General features: G+C 41.8%; 26 protein-coding genes. 10 read left to right on the top strand and 16 right to left on the bottom strand.

Annotated features, from left to right (window positions below):
• The first annotated feature begins 367 nt into the window (after positions 1–367).
• Positions 368–1,384: a tRNA (adenosine(37)-N6)-threonylcarbamoyltransferase complex transferase subunit TsaD gene (tsaD, locus tag H5114_RS06645; RefSeq protein WP_182698996.1), complete on the top strand. Its 1,017-nt coding sequence runs from the start codon at positions 368–370 to the stop codon at positions 1,382–1,384.
• A 72-nt stretch (positions 1,385–1,456) separates the two neighbouring features.
• Here the strand turns inward: tsaD and plsY are convergent, their stop codons facing one another.
• Positions 1,457–2,050 (bottom strand): glycerol-3-phosphate 1-O-acyltransferase PlsY, encoded by a 594-nt coding sequence (gene plsY, locus H5114_RS06650; RefSeq protein ID WP_404717023.1) that lies wholly within the window; start codon positions 2,048–2,050, stop codon positions 1,457–1,459.
• A 278-nt stretch (positions 2,051–2,328) separates the two neighbouring features.
• Between plsY and folB the strand changes: the two genes are divergently transcribed.
• The 4 genes from folB (at position 2,329) to H5114_RS06670 (ending at position 5,004) form a co-directional block, all read left to right on the top strand.
• Positions 2,329–2,682, top strand: coding sequence for a dihydroneopterin aldolase (gene folB, locus H5114_RS06655; RefSeq protein WP_182722506.1), 354 nt, complete (start codon positions 2,329–2,331; stop codon positions 2,680–2,682).
• A 38-nt stretch (positions 2,683–2,720) separates the two neighbouring features.
• Positions 2,721–3,233, top strand: coding sequence for a 2-amino-4-hydroxy-6-hydroxymethyldihydropteridine diphosphokinase (gene folK / locus H5114_RS06660; RefSeq protein ID WP_124017056.1), 513 nt, complete (start codon positions 2,721–2,723; stop codon positions 3,231–3,233).
• A 38-nt stretch (positions 3,234–3,271) separates the two neighbouring features.
• Positions 3,272–4,072 carry an undecaprenyl-diphosphate phosphatase gene (locus tag H5114_RS06665; protein ID WP_182722507.1) on the top strand — a complete coding sequence of 267 codons (801 nt, stop codon included), beginning with the start codon at positions 3,272–3,274 and terminating at the stop codon, positions 4,070–4,072.
• Between the two features lie 89 nt (positions 4,073–4,161).
• Positions 4,162–5,004: a putative RNA methyltransferase gene (locus tag H5114_RS06670; protein ID WP_182722508.1), complete on the top strand. Its 843-nt coding sequence runs from the start codon at positions 4,162–4,164 to the stop codon at positions 5,002–5,004.
• A 353-nt stretch (positions 5,005–5,357) separates the two neighbouring features.
• Here the strand turns inward: H5114_RS06670 and H5114_RS06675 are convergent, their stop codons facing one another.
• Both H5114_RS06675 and H5114_RS06680 read right to left on the bottom strand, forming a co-directional pair.
• The gene (locus tag H5114_RS06675; protein ID WP_124017059.1) at positions 5,358–5,624 is read right to left on the bottom strand and encodes an Lpp/OprI family alanine-zipper lipoprotein; all 267 of its coding nucleotides are present in this window, start codon (positions 5,622–5,624) and stop codon (positions 5,358–5,360) included.
• A gap of 280 nt (positions 5,625–5,904) precedes the next feature.
• Entirely contained in the window at positions 5,905–7,137 is a 1,233-nt protein-coding gene (locus tag H5114_RS06680; protein ID WP_182722509.1) for a multifunctional CCA addition/repair protein, read from the bottom strand.
• A 130-nt stretch (positions 7,138–7,267) separates the two neighbouring features.
• On the opposite strand from H5114_RS06680, the gene H5114_RS06685 reads away from it, so the two are divergent.
• Both H5114_RS06685 and H5114_RS06690 read left to right on the top strand, forming a co-directional pair.
• Entirely contained in the window at positions 7,268–8,941 is a 1,674-nt protein-coding gene (locus tag H5114_RS06685) for an ExeA family protein (protein WP_182698307.1), read from the top strand.
• Positions 8,941–10,053: a general secretion pathway protein GspB gene (locus tag H5114_RS06690; protein ID WP_182722510.1), complete on the top strand. Its 1,113-nt coding sequence runs from the start codon at positions 8,941–8,943 to the stop codon at positions 10,051–10,053. The genes H5114_RS06685 and H5114_RS06690 overlap by 1 nt, the downstream gene beginning before the upstream one ends.
• A gap of 155 nt (positions 10,054–10,208) precedes the next feature.
• Here the strand turns inward: H5114_RS06690 and nhaD are convergent, their stop codons facing one another.
• The 4 genes from nhaD to H5114_RS06710 all read right to left on the bottom strand — a co-directional run bounded on the left by nhaD (position 10,209) and on the right by H5114_RS06710 (position 16,214).
• The gene (gene nhaD, locus H5114_RS06695) at positions 10,209–11,456 is read right to left on the bottom strand and encodes a sodium:proton antiporter NhaD (protein WP_124017063.1); all 1,248 of its coding nucleotides are present in this window, start codon (positions 11,454–11,456) and stop codon (positions 10,209–10,211) included.
• A 311-nt stretch (positions 11,457–11,767) separates the two neighbouring features.
• A complete protein-coding gene (hemL, locus tag H5114_RS06700; protein WP_182698309.1) occupies positions 11,768–13,054 on the bottom strand; it encodes a glutamate-1-semialdehyde 2,1-aminomutase in 1,287 nt (428 codons plus the stop codon).
• A gap of 27 nt (positions 13,055–13,081) precedes the next feature.
• Positions 13,082–14,101, bottom strand: a complete 1,020-nt coding sequence (locus H5114_RS06705) for an aspartate carbamoyltransferase (RefSeq protein ID WP_182722511.1) — start codon at positions 14,099–14,101, stop codon at positions 13,082–13,084.
• A gap of 388 nt (positions 14,102–14,489) precedes the next feature.
• Positions 14,490–16,214 (bottom strand): chloride channel protein, encoded by a 1,725-nt coding sequence (locus H5114_RS06710; protein ID WP_124017066.1) that lies wholly within the window; start codon positions 16,212–16,214, stop codon positions 14,490–14,492.
• Positions 16,215–16,525: 311 nt separating this feature from the next.
• Between H5114_RS06710 and H5114_RS06715 the strand changes: the two genes are divergently transcribed.
• Positions 16,526–17,311, top strand: coding sequence for a DUF6776 family protein (locus H5114_RS06715; protein ID WP_182722512.1), 786 nt, complete (start codon positions 16,526–16,528; stop codon positions 17,309–17,311).
• 9 nt (positions 17,312–17,320) lie between these two features.
• The gene (gene erpA / locus H5114_RS06720; protein WP_124017068.1) at positions 17,321–17,671 is read left to right on the top strand and encodes an iron-sulfur cluster insertion protein ErpA; all 351 of its coding nucleotides are present in this window, start codon (positions 17,321–17,323) and stop codon (positions 17,669–17,671) included.
• A gap of 111 nt (positions 17,672–17,782) precedes the next feature.
• On the opposite strand, the gene H5114_RS06725 is transcribed toward erpA, so the two are convergent.
• From H5114_RS06725 to H5114_RS06740, 4 genes are all read right to left on the bottom strand, one after another.
• Positions 17,783–18,253 carry a hypothetical protein gene (locus tag H5114_RS06725; RefSeq protein WP_124017069.1) on the bottom strand — a complete coding sequence of 157 codons (471 nt, stop codon included), beginning with the start codon at positions 18,251–18,253 and terminating at the stop codon, positions 17,783–17,785.
• Positions 18,254–18,258: 5 nt separating this feature from the next.
• Positions 18,259–18,645 carry a DUF2750 domain-containing protein gene (locus tag H5114_RS06730; RefSeq protein WP_165870124.1) on the bottom strand — a complete coding sequence of 129 codons (387 nt, stop codon included), beginning with the start codon at positions 18,643–18,645 and terminating at the stop codon, positions 18,259–18,261.
• Positions 18,646–18,759: 114 nt separating this feature from the next.
• Positions 18,760–19,872, bottom strand: a complete 1,113-nt coding sequence (locus tag H5114_RS06735) for an anhydro-N-acetylmuramic acid kinase (protein WP_182722513.1) — start codon at positions 19,870–19,872, stop codon at positions 18,760–18,762.
• Positions 19,873–19,906: 34 nt separating this feature from the next.
• Positions 19,907–21,427 carry a peptidoglycan DD-metalloendopeptidase family protein gene (locus H5114_RS06740; RefSeq protein WP_182722514.1) on the bottom strand — a complete coding sequence of 507 codons (1,521 nt, stop codon included), beginning with the start codon at positions 21,425–21,427 and terminating at the stop codon, positions 19,907–19,909.
• Positions 21,428–21,552: 125 nt separating this feature from the next.
• Between H5114_RS06740 and tyrS the strand changes: the two genes are divergently transcribed.
• Positions 21,553–22,749, top strand: coding sequence for a tyrosine--tRNA ligase (gene tyrS, locus H5114_RS06745; RefSeq protein ID WP_124017073.1), 1,197 nt, complete (start codon positions 21,553–21,555; stop codon positions 22,747–22,749).
• Between the two features lie 137 nt (positions 22,750–22,886).
• On the opposite strand, the gene H5114_RS06750 is transcribed toward tyrS, so the two are convergent.
• The 5 genes from H5114_RS06750 to H5114_RS06770 form a co-directional block, all read right to left on the bottom strand.
• The gene (locus H5114_RS06750; RefSeq protein WP_235781991.1) at positions 22,887–23,297 is read right to left on the bottom strand and encodes a nuclear transport factor 2 family protein; all 411 of its coding nucleotides are present in this window, start codon (positions 23,295–23,297) and stop codon (positions 22,887–22,889) included.
• 67 nt (positions 23,298–23,364) lie between these two features.
• Positions 23,365–23,991 carry a trimeric intracellular cation channel family protein gene (locus H5114_RS06755; RefSeq protein ID WP_124017075.1) on the bottom strand — a complete coding sequence of 209 codons (627 nt, stop codon included), beginning with the start codon at positions 23,989–23,991 and terminating at the stop codon, positions 23,365–23,367.
• A complete protein-coding gene (locus tag H5114_RS06760) occupies positions 23,988–24,377 on the bottom strand; it encodes a DUF2721 domain-containing protein (protein WP_124017076.1) in 390 nt (129 codons plus the stop codon). The genes H5114_RS06755 and H5114_RS06760 overlap by 4 nt, the downstream gene beginning before the upstream one ends.
• Positions 24,378–24,577: 200 nt before the next feature.
• Positions 24,578–25,585, bottom strand: a complete 1,008-nt coding sequence (locus tag H5114_RS06765) for a cobalamin biosynthesis protein (protein WP_124017077.1) — start codon at positions 25,583–25,585, stop codon at positions 24,578–24,580.
• Between the two features lie 89 nt (positions 25,586–25,674).
• Complete coding sequence (locus H5114_RS06770) at positions 25,675–26,367, bottom strand: 5'-methylthioadenosine/adenosylhomocysteine nucleosidase (protein WP_124017078.1); 693 nt, start codon at positions 26,365–26,367, stop codon at positions 25,675–25,677.
• Positions 26,368–26,694: the final 327 nt, after the last annotated feature.

Genomic DNA, 26,694 nt, shown 5'->3' on the forward strand with positions numbered 1-26,694 from the left:
GGTGCGGAATTTTACACCGAGCGGTGACCATTTGTAAACCCCCTGACTTGATTTTCTCTTTAGGGAGCGGCTCATCGTGCTATTTTGTGATAGTGAATCAAAATGCGGTCATCTTGGATAACTGCGCCGCATCTGCCTTAGTCTCAGAGCAGTATGGTCTGCGTTAAATAAAGCGCATCATGATTAGCGAAATTATCGTCACCTAATGGTTAAATTGAGCATTAGGTTTGTATAAAACAAGCTTATAACTGGGATTTGTTAACCGAAACTCTTATTCATCGCCCATGTTATTTAATCCTGAAATATTGGAGTATTGACGCAGAGACGGGTAGAATTGGCGGCCTTATTTTAATGAAGACGAGAGATTATGCGCGTTATTGGTATTGAGACATCCTGCGATGAAACTGGGATAGCGGTCTATGATGATAAATTAGGCTTAATGTCACATGTGCTGTATAGCCAAGTTAAATTGCACGCCGACTATGGTGGTGTTGTGCCTGAGCTTGCCTCTCGTGATCATGTTCGTAAAATTGTGCCTTTAATCAAACAGGCCTTAGCGCAAGCTAATTCGAGCTTAAATGATATCGACGGCGTAGCGTACACTAAAGGTCCTGGCCTCATTGGTGCTTTACTTGTAGGAGCCTGTGTAGGGCGATCGTTAGCTTATGCTTGGAACAAACCTGCTGTTGGCGTACATCACATGGAAGGGCATTTACTGGCGCCTATGTTAGAAGATGATGCGCCAGAATTTCCTTTCATAGCCTTGCTAGTCTCTGGTGGTCATTCAATGTTGGTACAAGTTGAAGGCATTGGTCGTTATCAAGTGTTAGGCGAGTCTGTAGATGATGCGGCCGGTGAAGCTTTTGATAAAACAGCCAAGTTAATGGGATTAGATTATCCTGGCGGCCCTCGCTTAGCCAAGTTAGCTCAAAAAGGCTTATCAGTAGGCTATAAGTTTCCGCGCCCAATGACCGATAGACCTGGGTTAGATTTTAGTTTTTCAGGCTTAAAAACATTTACCGCAAACACGATTGCTAAAGAGCCTAACGATCCGCAGACTCGTGCCAATATTGCCCGTGCTTTTGAAGAAGCCGTTGTTGATACTTTAGCGATTAAATGTAAACGAGCTTTAAAGCAGACAGGTTATAAGCGATTAGTGATCGCTGGCGGTGTGAGTGCTAACACTCGTTTACGTGAATCATTAGCCGAAATGATGACTAATCTAGGTGGGCAGGTATATTATCCTCGCGGAGAGTTTTGTACTGATAATGGTGCCATGATTGCTTATGCTGGATTACAGCGCTTACGTGCTGGACACACTGAAGGACTCGCGGTTAAAGGCCAACCAAGGTGGCCTTTGGATACCTTACCTGCAGTCGATTAATCGATGAGTTTATGCGATTGGTAGCTTAGTTTAGTAAGTGATTCTACGATTGCTATTAATGAAAACCTGATACTATTTAGTGTCGGGTTTTTTAATGGATTTTTTTCGTGAGACTTTGCTTTCTTCACCGTGACGTAAACGGCCAATATTGTCTTTGTGACGAATTAAAATTAGCGTTGATAGCATAGCGACAGGAAGGATAAAGCGTTCATCTAACCACCAAGTGTAAAAAGGCGCTAAGGTGGCTGTTGCCATAGCAGCCACAGATGAATAGCGCGTTAACAGCACAAATACAATCCAAGTCAGGATTAGGCAAAGGGCTAAATCTCCACCAATGGGAGCCATTGCACCAAAAGCGGTCGCGACACCTTTACCGCCTTTAAAACCAAAAAAGATTGGCAATATATGCCCTAAGCAGGCGCTGACAGCAATGAAGCCTAATGATGCCGCATCAAGTCCCATTTTATAGCCAAGGTAAGAGGGCGCGGCGCCTTTGAGCATATCAAAAAATAATACTAATACTGCCGAACTGACTCCACCGATGCGAAGCACATTAGTGGCCCCAGGATTGCCGGAACCGCTGGTTCTTGGATCGGGTAAACCTCTTATTTTACAAACCAGTATGGCACTTGAGATCGAACCCGCTAGGTAGGCGGCAATGATCATCAACACGGTGACAGTAACGGCGTTCAAATTGGTTTCCTTACTCTTCTTAGGGTATCATCGCGCATTGATTTGTTGGGCAAGTGATTTTCAGTATCCTCTGAAGCCACCTTTGCGTTAACATTAACCATTTCGTTGATATTAATTGCACAATAGCGCCTATCCTACTGCTTTAACTGATTAGGAAAAAGCTTAAATGTGGATTATTAAGCATATAATCGATAATTAAGTTTGATTAGGATGTTCTTGAAAGTTTTTATGTCGATTAAGGTAGGAATTATATGGATAAAGTACTCATCCGTCAGCTAGCGATAGAGACCATAATTGGTATCTATGAGTGGGAAAAAAAGATCCATCAAACATTACTTATCGATTTAGATATGGCATGGGACAATCGTCTTGCCGCTGCTAGTGATAGTTACGAAAATGCTTTGTGTTATGAAACCGTATCGAATCGTTTAACCGCACTGATCACTGAAAATCCGATTGAGTTGATTGAAACTGTCGCTGAAATGATTGCCCATTGTTTACAACAAGAGTTCAATGTGCCTTGGGTTAAAGTGGTCGTGATGAAGCCCGGGGCAATACCTCATGCGGTTTCTGTTGGTGTTGAGATTGAACGCGGTAACATTTAAGTGTTATTTTATTTTTTCGTTTAGCATTAGGTCAGTCAATGGCACGTATTTACATTAGCTTAGGCACCAATATTTCTCCTGAGCAACATCTTAAAGCCGGTTTGGTTGATTTACAGCAATATTTTGGCCCATTACAATTATCACGCGTATATGAGAGTGAATCGGTTGGCTTCAAAGGCACTAATTTTTTAAACATGGTTGCCGCTGCTGATACCGAATTATCGATTGCACAGGTTGTGGCAACGTTTAAGAAAATTGAGCAAGACAACGGCCGTATCAGAGGCGAGAAAAAATTTAGCCCTAGAAGCCTTGATATTGATTTGCTGCTCTATGACGATGTGATTTGTAATATTCCGGTAGAACTTCCCCGTGGCGAAATTTTGTTTAATGCCTTTGTTTTATGGCCTTTAGCTGAAATTGCCCCTGAGTTACCCCATCCGGTGACCCTACAGACCTATGGTGCGCTTTGGCAAGACTATGACAAGCAACGCCAGCAGTTATGGCCTATTACCTTCGAGTTCCCAGCCGAATTATTACCCGTTAAATATTAATTATTCATCAATAAGTTAATTTCTTACAAAGGAAAGATATGGACACGTTACAAGTTATTTTGCTGGCATTAATCCAAGGGCTGACTGAGTTTTTGCCGATTTCTAGCTCGGCACATTTAATTTTACCGTCGCAAATTTTAGGTTGGGCTGATCAAGGATTATCATTTGATGTTGCGGTAAATACTGGCTCTTTATTTGCGGTAGTGATTTATTTCCGTCATGAGATAGTGGCACTGGCTAAAGCTTGGTTTATCAGTTTAGTCGCTAAGCAACAAACGCAAGAAAGTAAACTCGCTTGGTGGATTATTTTAGCCACGATACCTGCGGTTATTGTTGGCTTTACCGCCAAAGATTTTATAGAAACCCATTTTCGAAATACCTTAGTCATCGCTATCACAACAATCGTGTTTGGTCTGTTGCTGTGGTTGGCCGATAGAATGTCGAAAGCGCAGTTAAACGAATTTCAAATGGGCTGGAAAAAAGCGTTGCTTATTGGTTTAGCTCAGGCGATGGCATTAATCCCTGGGACCTCACGTTCAGGCGCTACCATGACAGCTGCACTGATGTTAGGGCTGACCCGTGAAGCTGCTGCACGATTTTCATTTCTGATGTCTGTGCCGGTAAGTTTTGGTGCAGCGTTACTGGTGACCAAAGACTTAGTGACTAGCCCAGCACCAATCGATTACCAAGCGCTTGGTTTAGGTATTGTTGTATCCTTTGTTGCGGCCTATTTATGTATTCATTTCTTTTTAAAGTTTATTAGCAAAATAGGCATGACACCGTTTGTATTATACCGACTGGTTCTTGGTGCGATATTGCTTGGATTACTCTATCTTTAGGATAAGCCTTTAAGCGACCTTTGTTTGCAAAACGGGTTGGTATCAACCCGTTTTGTTTTATGCTCTTTTAATTAACTATCAGTGTAATTATGACGTTATCTTTATTATGTCCAGTGTGTTCTGCTCCACTCAAGCAACATCAAGCTTCATCGGGATTTTATTGCGACAATAAACATCATTTTGATAAGCATCCTAATGGCTATTGGCCACTACTGAGCAACACTAAGGCTAAGTCTAAGCCACAAGTGGAGTCTCGCCAGCAAATGCGCGGACGACATTTTTTATTAGAGTCAGGTTTGTTTGCACCGCTAATTAAGCAACTCCAAACCGTGTTGTTGGATTTGTGTACCTCACGTGGCGAAACCCAATTACAGCATATCGATTACCAGTGTGCTGATGGCTTCTATTTACGTCAGCTTGTTCCAGCTGTAGCTGAAGCAAATGTGTCATGTGAGCATTGGGGAATTACCGATGCCGAAAATGCTATTTTCGCAGCAGCTAAAGCTGAAACACCAGCTAATTTATTATTGTTAGCATTAAAAAAATTACCCTTTGAAGCGCAATCAATCGACATTGTCACAGTACTTGATTCACCTCTAAAAGGTAAAGAGTGCATTCGAATTTTAAAAGATGATGGACGTATTGTGCTTTTACAGCCGGGTGTTCGCCATTTATGGCAGATAAAACAACAAGTTTATCCCGACTTAGTTGAGAAGCCGCTTCAACTCAATTTACCCAACGATGTTGAAATTGAATCGCAGCAACAAGTCGTATTCGTTCAATCTGTTACTGGTGAGCAGGCATTAACATTACTTGATATGTCGGTCTTTGGATGGCGTGCAAATGATCAGCTAAAGCATCAAGTGAAATCGACTGCGATTGCCGATTTAGAGTTTAATTGGCAAATTATAGTCCTAAAAAAACGTTTATAAATGATCGAAAAGGTAACGAGCGAGAAGGCTGATAAGCGATAATGACAACCATGCGCTGAGAGCGTTAAAGGGCTAGGGCGCTTAGTGGTTAGGCGCTATAAGTGCTAATGCGAGGGTTTGGAATAGATTGCTCTCAAAGGCTAAATGGTTGAAGGCTGTATAGATTAAATCGTAAAAAAATTGCTGTCGAGAAGACGTAGGTGTTTAGATTTTTCGATTGAAACCGCTTGATACCTCATTTTAAATAAGCACAAATAATTAAGGCTTGATGTTGAAATACTACAAAGTAGTGGAATCAACAATCAAGCCCTAATAATCAACCTATTAAATAAGCTAATTTTTAATAGCAGTTCTTACTTTTTGTAAGAAGAAGCCATGTTGTCTAAACGGTCATTAGCACGTTTAGCTTCGGCTTGTGCGTCCATAGAAGCAGCTTTAGCGCCTTTAACATCGGCAGATAGCTTGCTTTGCTCAGACTTTAAAGAACCAACTTCTGCTGATAGTTGATCAACTTTGTTACCTAGGTTTGCTACGCTTTCTTCTAAAGCAGTAGTGTTAGCACAACCACCTAATAAAGCAGTCATCGCAACACCAGCAATCATCAGTACTTTCTTGTTCATGGGTAAATCCCTTAATATATAGGTTGTTAAATAGTGCAACGGCATGTGCCTTTGCAACGGCGTAATTATGTCACAGATTTTTTAATTTGCTATAGGCAAACTTAACATTGTTTAATTAAAATAGCGAAATAAAAGAAAATTGCAAGCTGGCTGGGCAAAAAGCATCATTATTTATCGATTTTATATAAATCTTAGTGATTTATTGCTTATTCTCCGCTAAAAATTGCATTTTTCCGCTTTTTTACATAAAAACCTAAATAGGCGGTTACTGATGTAACCATTAAGGTTCAATTCTTTGTTTTATATAACTATTAACAGTTTCTGAGCGCGTTAGTTGAAGTTGACTTTTAATTTGCGATCCTTGGTAACCCGCGCGAATAATTGATTGCACATCTACGTTGCTGGCCAACTCATAGCAATGTTGTAAAAACTCAGCTTGCGGATAGCTTGCTTGTTCAAATCCAGTTCGTCCTCTTATGTCGCCATGACAACATAATAAAAGCTCTGTTAACCGTTGTGGTTTACGCCAGAAATCACCTTTATCAAACAGTTTAACGATGGTTTCAGCCCTCAGTTCAAAAGCATTATGAATATTCTGATGTTGATCGCTGACCAATAAGGCTAAATCACGGTATTCATTAGGCACGCGTATTCGTTGGCAAAGTGCTTTAATGATGCTTAAGCCTTTTTGGCCGTGACCATGATGTTTCGGCCACTCTTGTTTTGGGGTTAACCCCTTGCCCACATCATGTACTAATGCTGCAAAGCGGACCGCTTTATTACTGCTTAGTAGGCTGGTTTGCTCCAGAACCATCAGCGTATGGACGCCAGTGTCTATTTCTGGGTGCCACTTTGCTGGTTGGGGGACGCCAAATAACGCATCAATTTCTGGAAATAACACAGTTAATGCTTGGCATTGCTTTAAAACGGCGAAAAATATTTGCGGACTTTGGCTGCTTAATGCTTTATCGCATTCCTGCCATACGCGTTCTGGCGTGAGGTGCTCTAATTCTCCACTATTGGCGATATCGGTCATCAACTGTAAGGTTTCAGCTGCAATGGTAAAACCTAAGTGATGAAATCGAGCCGCAAATCGGGCCACTCGCAATACGCGCAAGGGATCTTCAATAAAGGCGTCGGATACATGGCGCAGTACTTTGGCGTGGATATCATCAATGCCATGGTAGGGATCATAGAGTTTACCTTCACTATCTTGTGCAATGGCATTAATGGTTAAATCGCGGCGCAGTAAGTCATCAGCAAGAGTGACATCTTTATTAGCATCGCAGCTGAACCCTTGGTAACCATTACCTGTTTTACGCTCTGTTCTCGCCAGTGCATATTCTTGTTGAGTTTTTGGGTGTAAGAAAACCGGAAAGTCCTTTCCGACTTGCTGATAGCCTTGAGCCAACATTTCGTCAATACTGCTGCCAACGACCACATAGTCTTTGTCGACAACAGTTTGTTTAAGAAGTGTATCGCGCACGGCCCCGCCGACTAAATAAATCTTCATGGCGTACCACAACGTGTAATAATAAGTTGCTTAAATCTTATCAGAGTTAGATTTTTACGGCTAACTTTTGACAAGCTGTTGCACAAGCATTAACGTGAGCCGTCAGTTTCAAATAAGGATTTTTGGTCGAATGTATAAAGCCTTCTATGGATTAAACGATAATCCATTCTCAATTGCGCCTAACCCTCATTATATGTTCTTGAGCGATCGTCATCGCGAAGCGCTGGCACACTTAACTTACGGGTTAGGTGAAACAGGTGGATTTGTATTGTTGACGGGGGAAGTTGGTACCGGGAAAACTACCGTTTCACGTTGTTTATTACAACAAATACCGGAAAATACAGATACGGCATTTATTCTTAATCCATCACTTACCGAGTTAGAGCTTTTGGCGACATTGTGTGATGAGTTGGAAATTAAGTATGGCGAAAATCCGACCTTAAAACAGCTGACCGATCTCATCAGTACTTACTTACTCACTAATCATAAAAATGCCCGTAATACCGTACTGATTATTGATGAGGCGCAGCATTTGCGTTCTGAGGTGTTAGAGCAGTTGCGTTTGCTGACTAACCTTGAAACCAATACCAAAAAACTGTTGCAGGTCATTTTGATTGGCCAACCAGAGTTACAGCAACTGTTAAAACGCCAAGATCTTCGCCAGTTAGCACAGCGGATCACCGCTCGTTACCATCTATTACCATTGAATAAAGATGAAATTGGCTTATATGTTCTGCACCGTTTACAAGTAGCGGGTCGGCACGAGCCTTTATTTACCCGTAAAGCGATAGCCGCGTTACATAAGCACTCTGGCGGTATTCCACGCTTGACTAACTTATTATGTGAACGAGCGCTAATGGCTGGTTATGGTCAAGCTAAGGTGCCGATTGATCACAAGATGGTTAATCAAGCCGCCGTTGAAGTGTTAGGTGATATTGATGCTCCTAGCGATAAGCGTTGGCCATTTGTTGCTGCAACCGCGCTGGTATTGGCATTTGGTTTGTCGTTTTATCTGTTTAATCGCTCGGCTAATGACGATAGCCTTAACTCCAATACAGCATTAGCTAGCAATCAAACGCAGCAGTCTGTTAATCCGCCAGCGTTAGCCACTATTCCTAGTGCCACAAATCAATCTATTACAGCATCGACATCGCAACTACAAACCAGCCCGCCAGTTGTTAACGCGCAGCAACAGATTTTGCGTCAAGCTATGTTACAAAGCAGTAGCATTGATAATGCTTTTGCCGGGTTATTTGGTTTATGGAATAAACAGCCTATCATTGGTTTATCTGCCTGCCAGGCTGCGCAGCAACAAGATTTAGCCTGTTACCAGCAACAAGGTAATTGGTACAGTATTATGCGGTTAAATTATCCTGCTGTGGTGTATTTGCAAGATGCTCAGGCAAATGTGTTTTATGGGGTGATTGTAGAGCGCCAAGTGGAGCAAATTTTATTGCAATTGGGCGAGCAACAATTCTGGGTCAACAAAGATTGGTTTGATCGTCATTTTAGCGGTACCTTCGAAATTCTATGGCAACCAGACGGTGTATTACCCCGTGAAATCGGTCAGTCTTCGAGTTTGGCGCAAGTACAGTGGTTAGAAAATAGCTTAGCGTTAGTCAATAAACGCCGAGCACGCTTACTGACGCAATTCGATGGTGAATTAGAACAGCAATTAATGCAATTTCAGCGTCAGCATGGCCTAAAGCCTGATGGTATTGCTGGCAATCAAACCTTAGTACAACTGAACTTATATTTAAGCCAGCAAGGCCCGCGTTTGAGTGCATCTTCGGAGCGCAGTTAATGTCAATTCTATTAGATGCTGTTAACCGTAAAAAGCAGCAACAAGAAAATATTGTTGATGTTATTTTAACGCCCAGAGCCAATTATTCTCCGCCGCCGAAAATATCAGCCAACACCCGAAAATTCACTCTGCTTGCGTTATCTATTGCGTTTGGTGTTGGTGCGGCTTGGAGCATGAGTTTGTTGCTACATCCTGCAGTGCCTAGTGTGCAAACTGTTGCCTTACCCGTTGAGCGTTACAATGCACAGTTAGCCGTGGCTGATACCGTGGCTGTAGCCCAATCAACCCTATCTGCTGATGCGGTAGCTGCTAATGGATCTCGTGAGCTGCCACGCGGCAATCAGAGTGCCATAGATCAAGGCCATGATGGAGTGCGATTAGCCGGTAAAGTGGCTTTGCCGATTGCGCAACCTCTTGCTCAAAATAGTTATCAATCCTTGGGTACTTTGCAGCGTAATGTTGAGAACACTGCTGCTGAACCTATGGAGTCAGGTTATCAATCGGCATCAGATGTTGAGGCGCGTAATCAGGATTGGGGTCGTAATGACGATGCTCAGGCAATGGCTCAACAAACTGACGATCAACCCCATCAAGTGTCGGGACGCAGTGGGTCTTCTAATCTGACCGATAATGCCGAACCGATTATATTAGGCGCCAATGCTAATCGACGTGGGCAAGCTGAACTAGAATCATTAAGGCTGCAAGTTAATGCTGCGGCTGAAGAGGTCGATTTTGCTTCGGTAAAAGAGCCCTCAATTGATGAGCGCAATAACTTGTTAGCCGCATTTCAAACCGCGCTAAAAGATGTTGAATATGAGCAGTCTGCTAATCAGCAAGTGACGCAGGAAAAGCTCGATCCTATTCCTCGACCTACCAATCTACAAATTCCTAAATATGGTGATTTACCTGCTAGCGTACAGTTACAAGTGCCTGAGTTTAATATTAATGCCCATGTATATTCATCTGAACCAAACAATCGTTGGCTAAATGTCGATGGTGTTGAGTTACAGCAGGGCGATATGATTCAGAACAAGCTTACCATTGTTGAGATAAGGCCTAGGGATATAGTGTTAGAAATTAACGGTGAACAATTTAGAGTGCCGGCTATTTAGATGCTGCTTTAGCACAAGTATTTCAATCTCGGTTTACCATACTTACCTTAACAAACCTATCGCAACTTCGTTATGTCATTCGTTAGCCTCAATCGATAAATAACACTAAGGCGCTTATTGCGCCTTAGTGTTATTGGTTTAATTAACTCGCCATATTAGCCATGAATGTTATTGGCTAAAAACAAGGTTAATCCATAACCGATGCAATAACATAATAGTAATGCTGGTACGTATTTTAAGTAGCTGACAAATGTGAGCTCTTCCACTTTACTCATGGCAATGATGCCTGATGCAGAACCTATGATTAATAACGATCCACCGACACCAACAGAGTAAGTCAGTCCTAACCATTGTGCTGTTGTTAGAACCGGATCGGCTTTTAATAACGCTGCGGTTAATGGCACGTTATCTAACAGGGCAGAACCCACGCCAGTGAAAAAGTTAGAAATACTAGGGTTATACATGCCGTAAACTTCGGTTAATAAATGTAAAGTGCCAATTTCTTTGAGCATGCCAACGAGTAACAAGATACCTAAGAAGAACAATAGAGTATCGAATTCAACCTGACGAATATATTCTAATACTTGAACTTCTTCACTTTTACTTTTATTGGTGCGGCCCACTAAGAACATCACCGATAAGCCGAATAAAAAGGTTAATACCGGCGGAATACCAAACAGCACGTTAAGTACCATGGTTAATACTATGGTAGTAAAGAAAATGACTCCGATGACAATATCAACCGTATTGTAATTTTGCTCGATAGGCGTGGTGCTTACATGTCCTTCGGCTTTAAGTGAAAACAATACTGCTAGGACCATGACGCTAATTCCTGCTGGAATAAACAAGATTAACAATTCTGAGATATGCACTTTACCGGCGAGGAAAATCATCAAGGTAGTCACATCACCCGTGATTAATGCCACCCCACCAGAGTTTACCGCAAAGATAATTAACACTGCCATACGGCGGCGCATTTGCTTATCTAAATTAAAGGTTGTTAGTAAACCTAATGACACCAGAGTGGCAGTGACGTTGTCACAAAAAGTCGACAGTACTAATGAGAATAACCCGACTTGCATCATCAACATTCGCACAGAGACTTGCTGCGGAAATATTTTTTGAACCAATACTTGGATCATGCCTTTAGCATTAAGATAGGCGACAAAAGTCATGGTCGACATTAAAAATAACCATAAGGTAGCAATTTCTAATAAGTTTTCGTTGAGGTTTTCGCCCACGATTTTACTTTTTTCTGGGCTACCAGAAGCTATGAACAAGGTAATCCAAGCTATACAGCCAAGGAATAGGGTGGTTTTTGCTTTATTTATATGGGTAACTTCTTCGAACACGATACTGAGCAATGCAAGTACCGCAAGTGAGATAAGAAAAGTATGTAGCATGACTGCAATTCCAACTTTGTGTTGTAGGTAATCAACATCATTACCATGAATTTTTGCTAACCTAATTTGGCCCTAGCGTTAAGGTTTAATTAAGCTTTCCGTTTGGCGGGGCGATCACATCACACAACGAGGGATTTCGCAACTGAGATCACAGTTATTTTGTCAATAATCGACCAAAGTAGCGTATAAAAAAGCAATACAGTGAAAAGAAATTGGAGTTTGTTAACACAAATGAAAAGAGGATAAATAACGTGGTTATTTATCCTCTTTATTGTTACCAAAAGACTGCTTAGCTTGAGCTGTCTGTTGATTTATTTCATTGCAGCAAAAATACGATCAACAGCGGCCAGAGTATATTCAATTTCAGCATCGCCGTGAGCCATTGACATGAAGCCCGCTTCATAAGCACTTGGCGCTAAATAAATACCTTCATCTAACATGGCATGATAGAAATGACGGAAGTGTTCCATGTTGCATTTTGTGACTTGGGCAAATGAGGTCATTGGCGTGTTATCTTCAGTAAAGAAGAAACCAAACATACCACCCACATAAGTAATATTTAATGGAATACCGTGTTTGTCTGCAGCGGCTTTAAAACCTTCTGCAACGCGTTTCGTTTTATCTGCAAGTGCTTCGTATAAACCGGGTTCACACAATGCATCCATTTGGGCTAAACCAGCAGACATCGCAATTGGGTTACCAGATAAGGTACCGGCTTGATAGACAGGGCCAGTTGGTGCAATAAACTGCATGATATCTTTACGGCCACCAAATGCGCCTACAGGCATGCCGCCGCCAATAACTTTGCCAAGTGTGGTTAAGTCAGGTGTTACCTTGTAGTGACCTTGTGCGCCACTCATAGATACGCGGAAACCTGTCATCACTTCATCAATGATTAATAGTGCACCAAACTCATCACACATGGCACGTAAGCCTTGTAAAAAGCCTTCGACAGGTGGAATACAGTTCATGTTGCCCGCAACGGGCTCAAGGATGATACAGGCGATACTGGTTGGATTTTGTTCGAAGATAGCACGCACAGAATCAAGATCGTTATAGGTTGCTGTTAACGTGTGCTTAGCAAAATCTTCTGGAATACCAGGTGAGCTTGGTTGCCCTAGGGTTAACGCGCCAGAACCTGCTTTAACTAATAAGCAGTCAGCATGGCCATGGTAGCAACCTTCAAATTTTAAGATATTGTCACGGTTAGTAAAACCACGTGCTAAACGAATCGCACTCATAGTGGCTTCAGTACCTGAACTGACCATTCTAACTTGTTCTATTGATGGCACCATTGATATGACTTTTTCAGCCATTTTAACTTCAAGTTCCGTTGGTGCACCAAACGACAAGCCATTTTCAACGGCATCTAACACTGCTTGGCGAATTTTAGGGTGGTTATGACCTAAAATCATCGGTCCCCATGAACCAACATAGTCGATATACTTTTTACCATCGGCATCAAAAATATAAGCACCATCAGCTTTTTCAATGAACAAAGGTGAACCACCTACACCATTAAAAGCTCGTACAGGCGAGTTAACGCCGCCAGGGATGGTCTTTTTAGCCTGTTCAAATAAAACCTCGGAACGGGTCATGTTCTAATCCTTAATATTGTGTGCCAATTATCTATCGGCTTTACGTGAATACCAGTTTACTGGGCACTCATACTTTTCGAGTTGGTCTTCAACCCCAAGTGTTAATGCAAAAAGTGCCATACGTATAAGTAAGCCGTTATCGGCTTGTCTAAAAATAGCCAAACTTGGGTGGCTGTTTAAATCATTGTCGAGTTCATTTGCTTGCGCGCGTGAATCACGAGGTAATGGATGCATAATCACGGTATTTGACTTGCAGTGTTGCGTATAAATATTGTGATTTAAGCGAAACTTACCTCGGTATTTATTGGCCTCTTCCTGTGATGGGAAGCGCTCTTCTTGAATGCGTGTCAGATATAAAATATCTGCATGATGCAAATTGCCTTCAAGTTGCTCGGTTATTGTGATCTTATGGCCAGCATTTTCAATGTCGGCGATCACATAGTCAGGCATTGATAGTTCAGTTGGCGATATCAAGGTGAATTTAATATCTTTATGCATGCATAGTAAGCGTGATAGTGAATGCACAGTACGACCATATTTTAAATCACCTACCATGGCGATATGCATACCGTCTATGCCCATACCTGAGTGGCTTAACTCTTTCTTGATGGTAAATAAATCGAGTAAGGCTTGAGTAGGGTGTTCATTCGGTCCGTCGCCACCGTTAATTACAGGTACGCGACTGCCTTCGGCAAATTCTTTAACTGAGTATGCGTCTGGATGACGCATGGCAATCACATCCGAATAAGTAGAGAGTACTCTAGCCGTATCGTAAAGTGATTCGCCTTTAGATAATGACGATGATGCCATTCCTGTGGTTTCTCGAACATGTCCGCCAAGTAAATTGAAGGCACAGCCAAAGCTGACACGAGTTCGGGTGCTGGGTTCAAAAAACAGATTGCCTAAAATGGCACCTTCTAATACTTTGGTGCGTTTTTCACGCAAAGCATAAGGTGTCATTTTATTCGCGACGTTGAAAATAGTGTTAATTGAATCCAGATCTAACTGGCTTACTGAAAGGATATGTGAACCTTCGAACTGCGTCATCAGCCTAATTTCCAAAGTTTAGGGGCAAAATATTCACCAGAACAGCATGCTATTTTACCGTATTATTATATAGGGTGTTATAGAGATTATGTCTAGGGTGGCTGAGGCAAAATTGTAGCAGAAAATAACCGCCAGATAAATATAATAACCGTGCTTAACACAGAGATTCACTTGCTGTTATCAAGAACATTGTCATGATTTTGGCCGTTAACTTAATCGTGTTTGAAAGACTTATTTTATTTGCTCGTGCTGCAGCGAATTAGCCTTAGAACCACTGAGATAACATCTGAAGCTGCAATTTGCTCAAGCGCCTCATATGGAGCGACAAGTGAGGATTAAGCAGCACTTTGTCACACTATTGAGGATCAATGAGCTCAAAGAGGTTGGATTAAATTTGCCCTGAGCGAATTTCTTGCAATAAATTCGCCCAACTGATCACCCCAACAACTTTTTGCGTGTTATCACGATAGATATACACTTCGCCAGATCGTTTTGGTAGCAGTGCTTCATAAGCCTCATTTAAGGTGGCGCTGTCAGGTAATCCGGGCATGAGATGACGCGATAGGGTGGTTGAATCTTCAAAGGATTGCATTTCAAGTCGCAACATTTCAATTTCGCCTTCAGCATTTCTAACTAATACTGGGCGGCCAGCAGCGCGTTTAAGTACTTCAAGCAGTAGTTCGTCATCATCGTTAACAATCACGAAGCGTTTATCCATCAGTACTCTAACGCCTTTCTTTTGTAACCCTTGATTCAGTGGGGCAACCTTATAGCCTAAGCCCATAATATCCAGTTGTTTTAGTAGGATAGAATGAGTATTAAATCCCTGGTATGCCACTAAAAATGCTGGAATGGTGACAAACATCGCCGGTAAGATAATCGACGCATCGTTGGTTAATTCAAGCAGCGCAACTAATGCAGCTAGAGGGGCACTCAGACAAACCCCCATCATTGCTGTCATGCCAATGACAGTATATAAACCCACATAAGGTGCGATGGATGGAAACAGTAAACTGCTGACTAAGGCTAAGATAGCCCCAACTAATGCGCCAATACCATAGAGTGGACCAATTAATCCGCCGGGGACACCAAAGCCAATAGCGGCGATGGTGGCCAAGATTTTTGCCAACAACAGTGCAATTAAAAACAGTAAACTAGGATGCTCACTAATGGCTTCTTTAATTGCCAGATCACCAGAACCTAAAGCTTGTGGCAGCAACAGCGCCACAAACGAAGTAATCACACCTGCAATAAGCAGCCGATAAATTAACGGCCATTGCTGACCTGTCGCGGTTACTTTTAGCAGTGAATAGTTAAACAACGCAGCGACACAGCCTAAAGCAAGGCCGCCAATCAGCAAAATAGGATATTGATCCAGTGGAATATGAATGACATTAATCAATTCATATTCATGAATATTACCAAACACCAATTGACTGGATACCGCGCCGCAAATGGCTGAAAGCATGATTGGGAAGAAATAATGGATTTTGTATTCGCGCACAATCACTTCAAATACAAATAATACCGCAGCAAGCGGTGCATTGAAGGTTGCAGCAATGCCGGCGGCAATACCACTGGCACACATAATGCGCACGCTATTGTCTGGTAATGAAAACTTCTCGGCCATAACACTGGCACTTACCGCACCCAAGTGAATTGCAGGGCCTTCTTTACCGACAGAAAAATTAGCCATTAGGGCGATTAATGCTTGAAAAAACTGTCCAGCAGCAGATTGAAGCGGTACCTTACCGTAATGTAATTTGAATCGGTGAAGTACATAGGCAATCCCCATGCGCCGATAGCGTTTTGAGCCCAATAAAGACAGTAGCCAAATGAGTAATGCGCCGATTATCGGTAAGTAAGATCGCCAATTAGTTAAGGTTGAGCTTAAGGTTAAGCTATCTGAATGCAGGTATTGATCTGCCCACACTAAGCTTAAACGGAATAAGATAATCACCACAGAAGCTATGATGGCAAACAGCAGCGCCAGTGCACAAAGTTGCACACTAATTTTAGCCTGAGATAACTTATCTCTAAATTCGTTACGTAGATATTTGCGCGTCGTTCTTTTGGCGTGAATAATAGCGGCTTTATTTATCTTAAATCGCACGGTTTGACTCTAAGGCCTGTTGATATGTTAAGGGTGTTTTGTGCAGCTGTTTATTGATCGTTTGATAACGCGCTAGTGTCATGTTATTACTCTCCATCAATAGGACTAACCGCTTAATACATGCTGGCTGCATATCTGATTTAACACAGTTAATAGGCTAAAAAGGGTCATTGGGCTCGCTAAATATTAGCATTATAACCTTGCGTAATACGGGTATGATTTGCACAAAACGTTAACTAGGGCACAAAAATAAACCCAAGAAAAATATGCTTCGCCAAGCATACTGTATTTTATTAAAAGGTTGTAACTTAATGTTAAATTATCACCGTTGGTTAGATAGACTGCAAGTTTTAGAACGTAAAAATAGGACATCAAGCATATACTTGATTGGTTTAATGTTAGTGTGTTTTTTATTGGGAGCAATAAGTTTTAATTTATGGCTTTCATTTGCACCAGAGGCTACGCCGAATAGTGCCAGTGGCAAGCGTAAATTGTTACAACAACTGGAGGAACAGGCACAAGTGCTTGCCAGTCGTAATTTAGCATTAAGCATTGCTGAAAATGCCAATAAAGAAATGCAAGATATGTTTAGCCAACAACTATCAGATCAAAAAGCGTTAGAGAAAGAATTAGCGTTTTATCGCAGTATAATGGTGACTGATTCTGGTGTTGAAGGCGTGTCTATTCATGGGGTGGAATTAGCCCAGGGTGTGACGACTGGTCAATATCAATTGCGATTAATTCTCACTCAGTTGCAAAAACACCAAGTTAAAGTGAAGACGAGTTCGACGGTATTGTTGCTAGGTACACAAAATGATCAGCCAGCTGAGCTGTCTTTGAGCAAATTAATCAATAAAAAACTGGATTTTGAATTTAATTATTTTCAAATTATAGATAACAATTTTGAACTTCCAGTGGGATTTAATCTTCAACGAATCATGGTCAAAGTGAAGGTGGCTGCTCGTCGTGGTGTCAAAGGTGGCGAGATTGAGCAAGTCTATAATGTACCAGAGCTGTTGATGGGTGAAAAAGAACTGCGGGTAATACTTGAACAAAATAGTCAGGTAAAGGATAATTCTCCGCAGAAACCGAAGTAAGAGGTAGTAATGACTGAACAAGTTGATACAGCAATGCCGATCCAATTTACCGATGCGGCGGCGATAAAAGTAAAAGGTCTGTTAGAAGAAGAACAGAATCCTGAATTAAAACTGCGTGTGTATGTAACAGGTGGTGGTTGCTCTGGTTTTCAGTATGGCTTTACATTCGATGAGAAAGTCAACGAAGGTGATTTCACCATTGAGAAACAAGGTGTGCAATTGGTTGTTGATCCAATGAGTCTTCAGTACCTTGTTGGTGGTGAAGTCGATTATACATCGGGTCTTGAAGGTTCACGATTTTTTGTTAAAAATCCTAATGCGACCACAACATGTGGCTGCGGAGCGAGTTTCTCGGTGTAATGCGCGTTATTACAGTGATTAACCTGTCTGGGGACATGTAATCGAATAGCTAACAAAAAGCCGTCTTTCGACGGCTTTTTTGATGTCTATAGTGTACCGATACACCCAAAACTAACTGCTCATAATATTAAAATTCATCCGCGGTTTAAACCACGCCTTCACTTTTGCATTAAAGCTAATCCACACTTGAATGATCCCCAGCGCAATAAGCACAGAGTAGATAACCCAATCAGCAACAACGGTTTGAAACAAACCAAAATCAAACGTGGTTGGACCGGCAACTAAATTGTCGGGGTCATACATAATGATTGGCAGTACGCTATATAACAAAAGTTGCAGTACGCAATACACCCGCAGAAGATATAAGCCTGCTTTTTGGCGGCCGATTATTGCGAGCACCATCATTAAGGTTAATATGCATAGCATTGCACTTAACTCAGACAAGGAGTTGGCAGCATATAGCCCGCTGATGGCCGACAAGGTATAAACGATCATCAAGCCAATTAGCCGTTTTGGTAAATGTGGCTTTGCAACGCTGTGAGCCTGGTCTGCGTGGTTGGTTTCAGAGTTGGTATCGGTCATTACAATTAATGCTTTTGTTGTTTCTTTGGCAAAATTCGCTCATTCATTTCAAAAGGAGGAACCACAACACCTAAGTCTTCTTGAACGGGGAAAACTGCGATAAATAAGTCATCATCTTCCATACCGCTTACCCAACGTTCTTGAAACTCGTCAAGTGGGATCGCTAATGGCTCGCAGTCTTTCCATTCATCAACAGCCCATAGTGCGGCAGTCTCTTCAGATGGCCACATTGGAATACAGTCTTCATCTTCAGTGGTCAGCATGACACAACCATCTTGATCTTGAAGTGTCCAAATAATTTTTTCAGCTTTAATCTGATCAACCATATAATCATAACGACCTTCTGGAGTTAGATTCATTAGTTCAGATACAGTTTTGGTTTTATTGCTCATATTGACTCTCATCTTAAGTTTTGGCTTTGCTCAATTTTAAACAATTAAGCAAATTTGTGGGCATCATAACATTGAGGCCACAATTGCAAAAGTAAACCACGCATTTTGGTGTGTTTATCTCGCCTTGAAACGCCCACCTAGCACAGCAGCGCGTGACGCGCCCGTAACAGCGGGTAAGTTAGCGGGTAAATCATGGTGATAACGCATGGCTAACCAGGCAAAGGCAATGCCTTCAACCCATTTTGCATCCACACCTAACGCGCTGGTGGTAGCGACTTTATAATGGGGAACCAATATGGCTAGTCGTTGCATTAAGGCTTTATTTAATGCTCCGCCACCACAGACAAATAATTCACCTGTCGGTGCCAGTTTATTTATGTCGTTGGCAATACTGTGGCAGGTAAGGTCAAGTAGGGTAGATTGAATATCTTCTTGATCTAAATGACTATAGTCAGCGATTTGTTGCTCAAGCCAAGCTTGATTAAACAGCTCTCTACCAGTACTTTTTGGGTAAGCTAACGAAAAGTAAGAGTGCGATAATAGCTGTTTGAGTAAGTCAGGATTACTGGTTCCGGAGTCTGCCCAAGCACCATCCTCATCAAAAGGAAGGTTCAAGTTTTGTTGAATAAAGGCATCGATTAGGTTGTTACCCGGACCGGTATCGAAGCCTAATACTTGCTCACTATTACCAGGTAAATAGGTTACGTTGGCAATTCCACCTATGTTTAAAATCACTCTAGAGTGACCTTGGCGAGCAAACACTTGCTGGTGAAATGCTGGAACTAACGGTGCCCCTTGGCCGCCAAGGGCAATATCTTTACGTCTAAAGTCAGCAATGACATCGATATTAGTTTCAATAGCAATGGTATTAGGATCGCCAATTTGCAATGTAAAACCCATTTCTAAATTAGGCATATGACGCACAGTTTGTCCGTGTGATCCTATGGCTATAACCTCATCGGCAGTGACAGTTGTTTTAGCCAATAAGTGATTAACCGCTTGTGCAAACAGTTTACCAACGCTGCGATCGAGTCGACCGAGGCGGTTTATTTCATCTGTTGCAGGCTGGCATAAACGTTGTAAACCACTTAATAAATGTGCTGGTATTGCTTCGGTATGGCTGGCAACTAAAATAGGATGATCAGTTGAAAAATCAACCAACACCGCATCAACACCATCCATGCTTGTGCCTGACATTAGACCGATAAAGTATTCTGGCTTAGACATGAGGTAACTCTCTGTGAATGGCAATATTAGGCTATTAATTACTTGCCAATTGCTGTTGTTGATTTGATTTTAGCTGAGCCATCAATTGTTTACTGAGTGCCGTAAATTTATTTTTCTCTTTACGATCAATCGGCATAGATTTAGGTAAGTCGATGGTTCGTGGATTGCGATGAACGCCATTTACAATGAATTCATAATGTAAGTGAGCGCCAGTGACTCGGCCTGTTTTACCTAAGGTACCGATTATTTGGCCTTGTTTAACCGTTTCACCACGGTTTACTTTGCGCTTAGTTAAATGCAAATACTTAGTGGTGTAGGTTTCGTTGTGCTTAATGAATACATAGTTGCCATTAAACTGGTTATAACCGGCCTCAACCACTTTACCTTTACCCGCGGCTTTAATCGGTGTACCTATGGCGGCCACATAGTCTACGCCGCGGTGGGCTTTAATTTGCCCCGTTACTGGGTGCAAACGACGAGGATTAAAGTTAGAACTGACATATTTAAAGTCTACTGGCGAGCGTAAAAATGCTTTGCGCATACTACTGCCATCTTCTGAATAATATTCTCCGTCGGTATACCGTACGGCGGTGTAACGCTCCCCTTGGTTAAAAAACTCCGCGGCGAGAATATTGCCATTACGTAAAAATTGGCCATCGGCGTATTCTTGTTCAAACAATAATGAAAAATGATCACCTTTACGGATATCAAGCGCGAAATCGACGTCCCAGCCAAAGATATTGGCCAATTCCATAATGTGATTACCCGATAAACCGGCATCCGCCGCAGCATTCCAAAAGTTACTTTTAATATTGGCGGTAATAAATGAGGTACGATTTTCGATTTCTTTGGTGTTGACGGTTTCTTTGTATTGCTCATTGTGATGACTGATCACTAATGTCGACACTTTGTCCATTCGATAGGTTAATTCTTGTAATTCACCTTGGGCATTTTTACTAATGGCAATTTCTTCGCCGGGCATAATCTTGAGCAAATTCTTTTTGGCTAACGGTAATTGGGTAATATCGTAGACGTCTTTAGCACTGAGTCCAGCACGGCTAAATAAGCCGCCCAATGTATCGCCTTTAACAACTTCATAGTATTCAACGCTATTATCATCGTTAGCGACCTCTTGCTTTAACTTGGCTTTTTGATTAGCCACTTGCTGGTCGATATCATTGATCATACCGTCAATATCAGAACTGCTGGTTTGCAACATCGAAAGGTGTTGAGCAAAGGCTTCGTCATCTGCCGTTTCACCGCTGATGGAAGTGTCGCTGTCATCTTTTGATAGGAGTTCATCAGACTTTTCGGCATCAATATTATCATTACTATTTGGTGCTTTAGGCGTGCGAAAGGCAAGTGGAATGGCATAACGCTTGTTGATTTCTATATCGGGTTGCTCAGTTGATTGGCTCATCAATTGGGTTTGTTTAGATGCTTGAGCGTCTTCCGATGGGAACATCAGAATAAATGTCGTTAAAATCACTAATAAAGATAATGTGATTTGATGTGCTTTTGGCAGCAATGTGAATAAAGTAAGAAGCTTTGCCATTGACTCTGTTACCAATTTCTCTATCTCGTTGTTATCTGCTAAGTGTACACTCTTTCATTTGCTGTGGCTAACAAGTAACATAGAGCTCTTTATTTTTTGTGCAAGCCCTGGGAGTTGCAGTAGAGATGGCGAATTTAGATCAAGTATTGGCAGAGATTAAGCGCGGTACCGATGAGATATTACTTGAAGCGGATTTGCTTGAGAAACTGAAAGAAGGGCGTCCATTACGCATCAAGTTAGGCGCAGACCCTACCGCTCCAGATATTCACTTAGGTCATACGGTTATTTTGAACAAGATGCGTACTTTTCAAGAGTTAGGTCACGAAGTGATTTTCTTGATTGGTGACTTTACCGGTATGGTCGGCGACCCTAGCGGTAAAAACAGTACTCGTCCGCCATTGACCCGTGAGCAAGTGCTTGCTAACGCAGAAACCTACAAAGAACAGGTTTATAAAATTTTAGACCCAGCAAAAACGCGTATCGAATTCAACTCTAGCTGGTTAGAGCCATTAGGTGCCGCGGGTATGATCCGTTTAGCTTCACAGCAAACGGTTGCTCGTATGATGGAGCGTGACGATTTTAAAAAGCGCTATGCATCAGGTCAATCTATTGCGATTCATGAATTTATGTATCCTTTATTGCAAGGTTACGATTCAGTTGCATTGCAAGCCGATGTTGAATTAGGTGGAACCGATCAAAAGTTTAACCTGCTTATGGGTCGCGAACTGCAAAAGTCAGAAGGCCAAAAACCACAAACTGTTATCATGATGCCATTGCTTGAAGGTTTAGACGGCGTTAAAAAAATGTCTAAATCGGCCCATAACTATATAGGTGTGAGTGAGCCAGCTAATGAAATGTTTGGTAAAATCATGTCGATTTCAGATGATTTGATGTGGCGTTATCTTGAATTATTGTCATTCCGTCCATTAACTGAATTAGCCCAGTTTAAACTAGACGTTGAAAATGGCACTAATCCTCGCGATATCAAGATTTTATTAGCCAAAGAAATTATTGCTCGTTTCCATGATGAAGCCCAAGCAGAAGCTGCACATCAAGCGTTTATCGATCGCTTTCAAAAAGGTGCCATTCCAGATGACATCGAAGAAGTCATTTTAGAAGCCGGTGAAGGCTTAGCGATTGCTAACTTACTCAAAGATGCTGGTCTTGTTGGCTCTACATCTGATGGTATGCGGATGATCAAGCAAGGTGCGGTTAAAATGGATGGCGAAAAAGTGGAAGACAGTCGCATCAGTTTTAATGCTGGTCTTGAAGCGGTATTCCAGGTTGGTAAGCGAAAATTTGCTAAAGTTATCTTGAAATAAGTTTTACGAAATCAATAAAAAACGGCTTATTAACTAAGCCGTTTTTTTATGTCTGATACGTAATGAAATCGATATCACTGAAGCCATATAACACAGCCAATTAAAGCGCTCGCGGCGCGCAATTGACTCTGATTTTATTACTGAGCCGCAAGTTGGTCAGTCATGGTTTGATAATCCATTAAATCCATTTGCTCCACTAGGCGCTCAGTATTGCTATCAAATTTAAGGGTTGTGACACCGGGTACGGCAAGGTCGATAATCTTTCCAGGTTTACCATACTGATCGCCTGGACCGCGTAAGCGATAACTACCAATGATTACCACCAATGAGCCAGTATTAAACATGTGTTCTACGTTTAAGCGGTATTCTAATACCCCTTCATGTGCTCGTTGTAAAAACGCAATAATGTGCCGACCACCTTTGTAGGTCGTATTGGCTGTCTTATCGTAAAATACTGTTTCGCGAGAATAAAATCTACGTAAGACGGTATAATCGTGATCAGTGAGTGCTTCCATGTATTGCATCGCAAGTTGTTGTTCTCGCGGCATGTCACCAATATTGGCTTTAGTGGGAAAGCTCAATAGCAAACAGCATAATATGAAGATTATTCGCACATTAAATTCTCTTAGTTTTCAAATCAAAAGCCGGTAAAGATAAGTGCCAGCGAATAGCACTCAGACGGATGATTAGCGTACTGAACATAGCGATCAGTAATGATGTCATGCTATCCATGCCGACAAATATACTTAAGGTATAACAGATGCCTCCAACGATAGAAGCGGTTGCGTAAACTTCTGTTCGCAGCACCATTGGAATTTGTCGACATAATAAATCACGAATAATCCCGCCGCCGACGCCGGTGATTAAGCCCATGACTACCGCGACCATACCAGACAATCCCATTAGTAAGGCCTTTTCTGCGCCAATAACGGTAAATAATGCCAAACCTAATGCATCGGCTATGGGCAGTGTGCGTGCAGGTAATTTATGGGGTTTACGCACCAACACTAAGCACGCCACTACGGTCGCAAGAATGACAATAATATAATTCGGATCGCGGATCCAAAATACCGGTGTCGCGCCGATTAAGGCATCACGAATACTGCCGCCGCCAATAGCTGTAACAGATGCTAATACAATAACACCAAAAGGATCCATGCGGTGCTTACCAGCAGCTAACGCTCCCGAAAGGGCAAATACAGCGGTACCACATAAATCAAAAAAGTAGATCCATTGACTCATTTACTTAGCTCTTTGAGATGAATTGTGAGGGCATCTACTGAAATACGGATTTCTATTACCGATAAAATCAACGAATACAATAACAGCAGTAAACTCAATCCAAACACCAATGAGCCAACTTGATTAAAGCCAACGTAAATCAAAATCATACATAACACACACAAGGCAAAACTGCTGACACCAGCTTCTTGCATTTTGCGAATAATAATAATTCGCTGGCGTAAATTTTTAATTTGATCGCCTTGTACCGGTTTTTTATCGTTACTGAGTTGACGGATCAATGCCGCTAATGAAAAAAATCGATTGGTGTAGGCCAGCAATAACAATGAAATAGCCGGAAACAGCAATGCTGGTGTGGTTAATGATACATGTAAATGGTTGAACAAAATGGCATTCCTAAACTGGTTTTCATGCAGCTAATAATTAGTTATAGAGGATTTATGTTACAAAGATATAAGCCATTTGTCGGCATAATTGACCTATGTTAACAACGAGTGGTGACATCAGGTTGTAACAGGCCTACATCAAACGCACACGAGTCCATAATCGCTAAATGATAGCCTGTTTAAAACAAGATTTATATGGTTTAAATAAATCTTAATCCGGTCCAAATAAGCGGTAGTAGCAAGGTTAGGCTGATCCAAAAAAGATTGGCTGTGTGCGTGACAGTTATGGCTTGGCTAATGTGGCGATGATCCGGCAAGGGCCCTGATTTTACTTTGGGTAAATCTACCCGAATGGTGTTGCCATTTTCAATAAATTGCTGCGGCCCGCCTAATTCTATTTTTAATAATTTTGCCGCTAATGCATAACTCGTGTAATGGTTATTGAGCTGATCTTTATTCACTGTTGTCGATATTGGTTGTGAAAAAATAGACTTGATACCCAATTGGCCAAATTGAATGGCGATTGAGCAGTGCCAAAGTAACGTCGGGATGAAAAATATGACTCTATTTAACTGGCCGACAAAACTTGAAAAAATATAAAAATGTGGATGATATGGCGGCCAGCAATGTTGTAGTTGCCTTAACATACGCACTACTAAAGTCATCGTAGCGCCGCCTATGCTAAAAAATAGTATGGTTGCTAAGGTGCCGTAAATGGGAGTAGTAAACAGTTTCTCTATGGTTGTTTTACTTAACCCCACCTCTGATAACGCTTGGGTGTTTTGTCTCACCCAAGGAGCCAGAAGTTGTTTGGCTTGTTGTTTATTGCCGGTTTTTATGGCATCAACCACTTTTTGTGCCACTGGCTTAAAGGCGGAATCACATAAACAGAAATACAAGATGATCAGTTCAAAAAACCAAGGGTATGCAGCAAGGCTGAGTAAAAAGCTCACGATAATCCCGCTAGGCACAATTAAAATGAGTGTCGCTAAAATCCCTGCAATAAGTTGCTGGCTCACCGCTCGCTCTGGATGATTTACTTTGATGGCTATCAAGGTGGCTAAGCGGTTGAACCATAATAATGGCTGTAGATCTCTAGGAATGGGCGCAAATCGAGCCAAAATTAAGGCACAAAATAAAATACAACAGCTTTGCAGTAACCCGCCATCTTGGCTAAGTAATTGAGGATTAAATAATTGATTGACCATAGACACTCAATAGTTAGGCTGTTGTTAACCTTAAGGTTGCTCAGTACAGAGACCATGAGGTCATTGTCTCTGTACTGATTCTAGAAGGTTTATAGCTGTTGTAACAGTGCGATCACCATCATGGCAGAATGCAGGCCTGCTTTAATAATATAAGAGTCAAAATCAACCGGTGAGTCATTGTTGGCATTATCTGATAGAGAGCGGATAACCACAAAAGGTACTGTAAACTGATGACAAACTTGGGCTATAGCTGCCCCTTCCATTTCACAGGCTGCCATAGTCGGAAAGTTTTCACGCATCACTTTTGTCCGTACCGGGTCGCAAATAAAGCTGTCGCCAGTACAAATTAATCCTTCTATTGCGTTAACTTCACCTAATGATGCTACAGCTTGTTTGGCCGCATTCACTAGGTTGATATCAGGCATAAATGCTGCTGGTTGCTGGGCCATTTGGCCTATTTCGTAACCAAATGCAGTGACATCTACGTCGTGGTGACGTACTTCTGATGAAATCACAATATCGCCGATAGCGAGAGAATCCACAAAACCGCCTGCAGATCCTGTGTTAATCACATGGGTTACGGCAAATTTTTCGATTAATAATGTGGTCGCGATACTGGCTGCCACTTTACCGATCCCCGAGCGAGTGACGACGACATCTTTGCCCGCAATGCTACCGCTAATAAATTCGATTCCGGCAATAGTGCTATGCACAGGCTCAATGATGGCTTGAATTAAATGAACAACTTCTGGCTCCATTGCGCCAATAATACCGATTTTCATGAGTGAACCTTAACTGAATAAGCAAATTTGAATGGCTGCTAATATATCACGAGCACGATAAATGTGTGCAAGCTGACAGTGATTTTATTGATCAATGAGTTGGTTATTTGCACCAGGGCCTCGAGTTAAAACTATTTTATTATGAGTGATTTAATTCATGGTTATTGGAGGTAACAGCTTTTTTACACCTTAATTAATTACGCCACAATAACGACAATTTAACACAGCCTGTCTCAGGATTGCCGATTAAAGCGTCATAGCTATTATTGTAGAGGCAACATCATGCAACACGATATTACTTACTATGCAAACCGCGCCAAGCCGTTA

The organism is Shewanella sp. SR43-8, assembly GCF_014163775.1.
Lineage (GTDB): Bacteria > Pseudomonadota > Gammaproteobacteria > Enterobacterales > Shewanellaceae > Shewanella > Shewanella vesiculosa.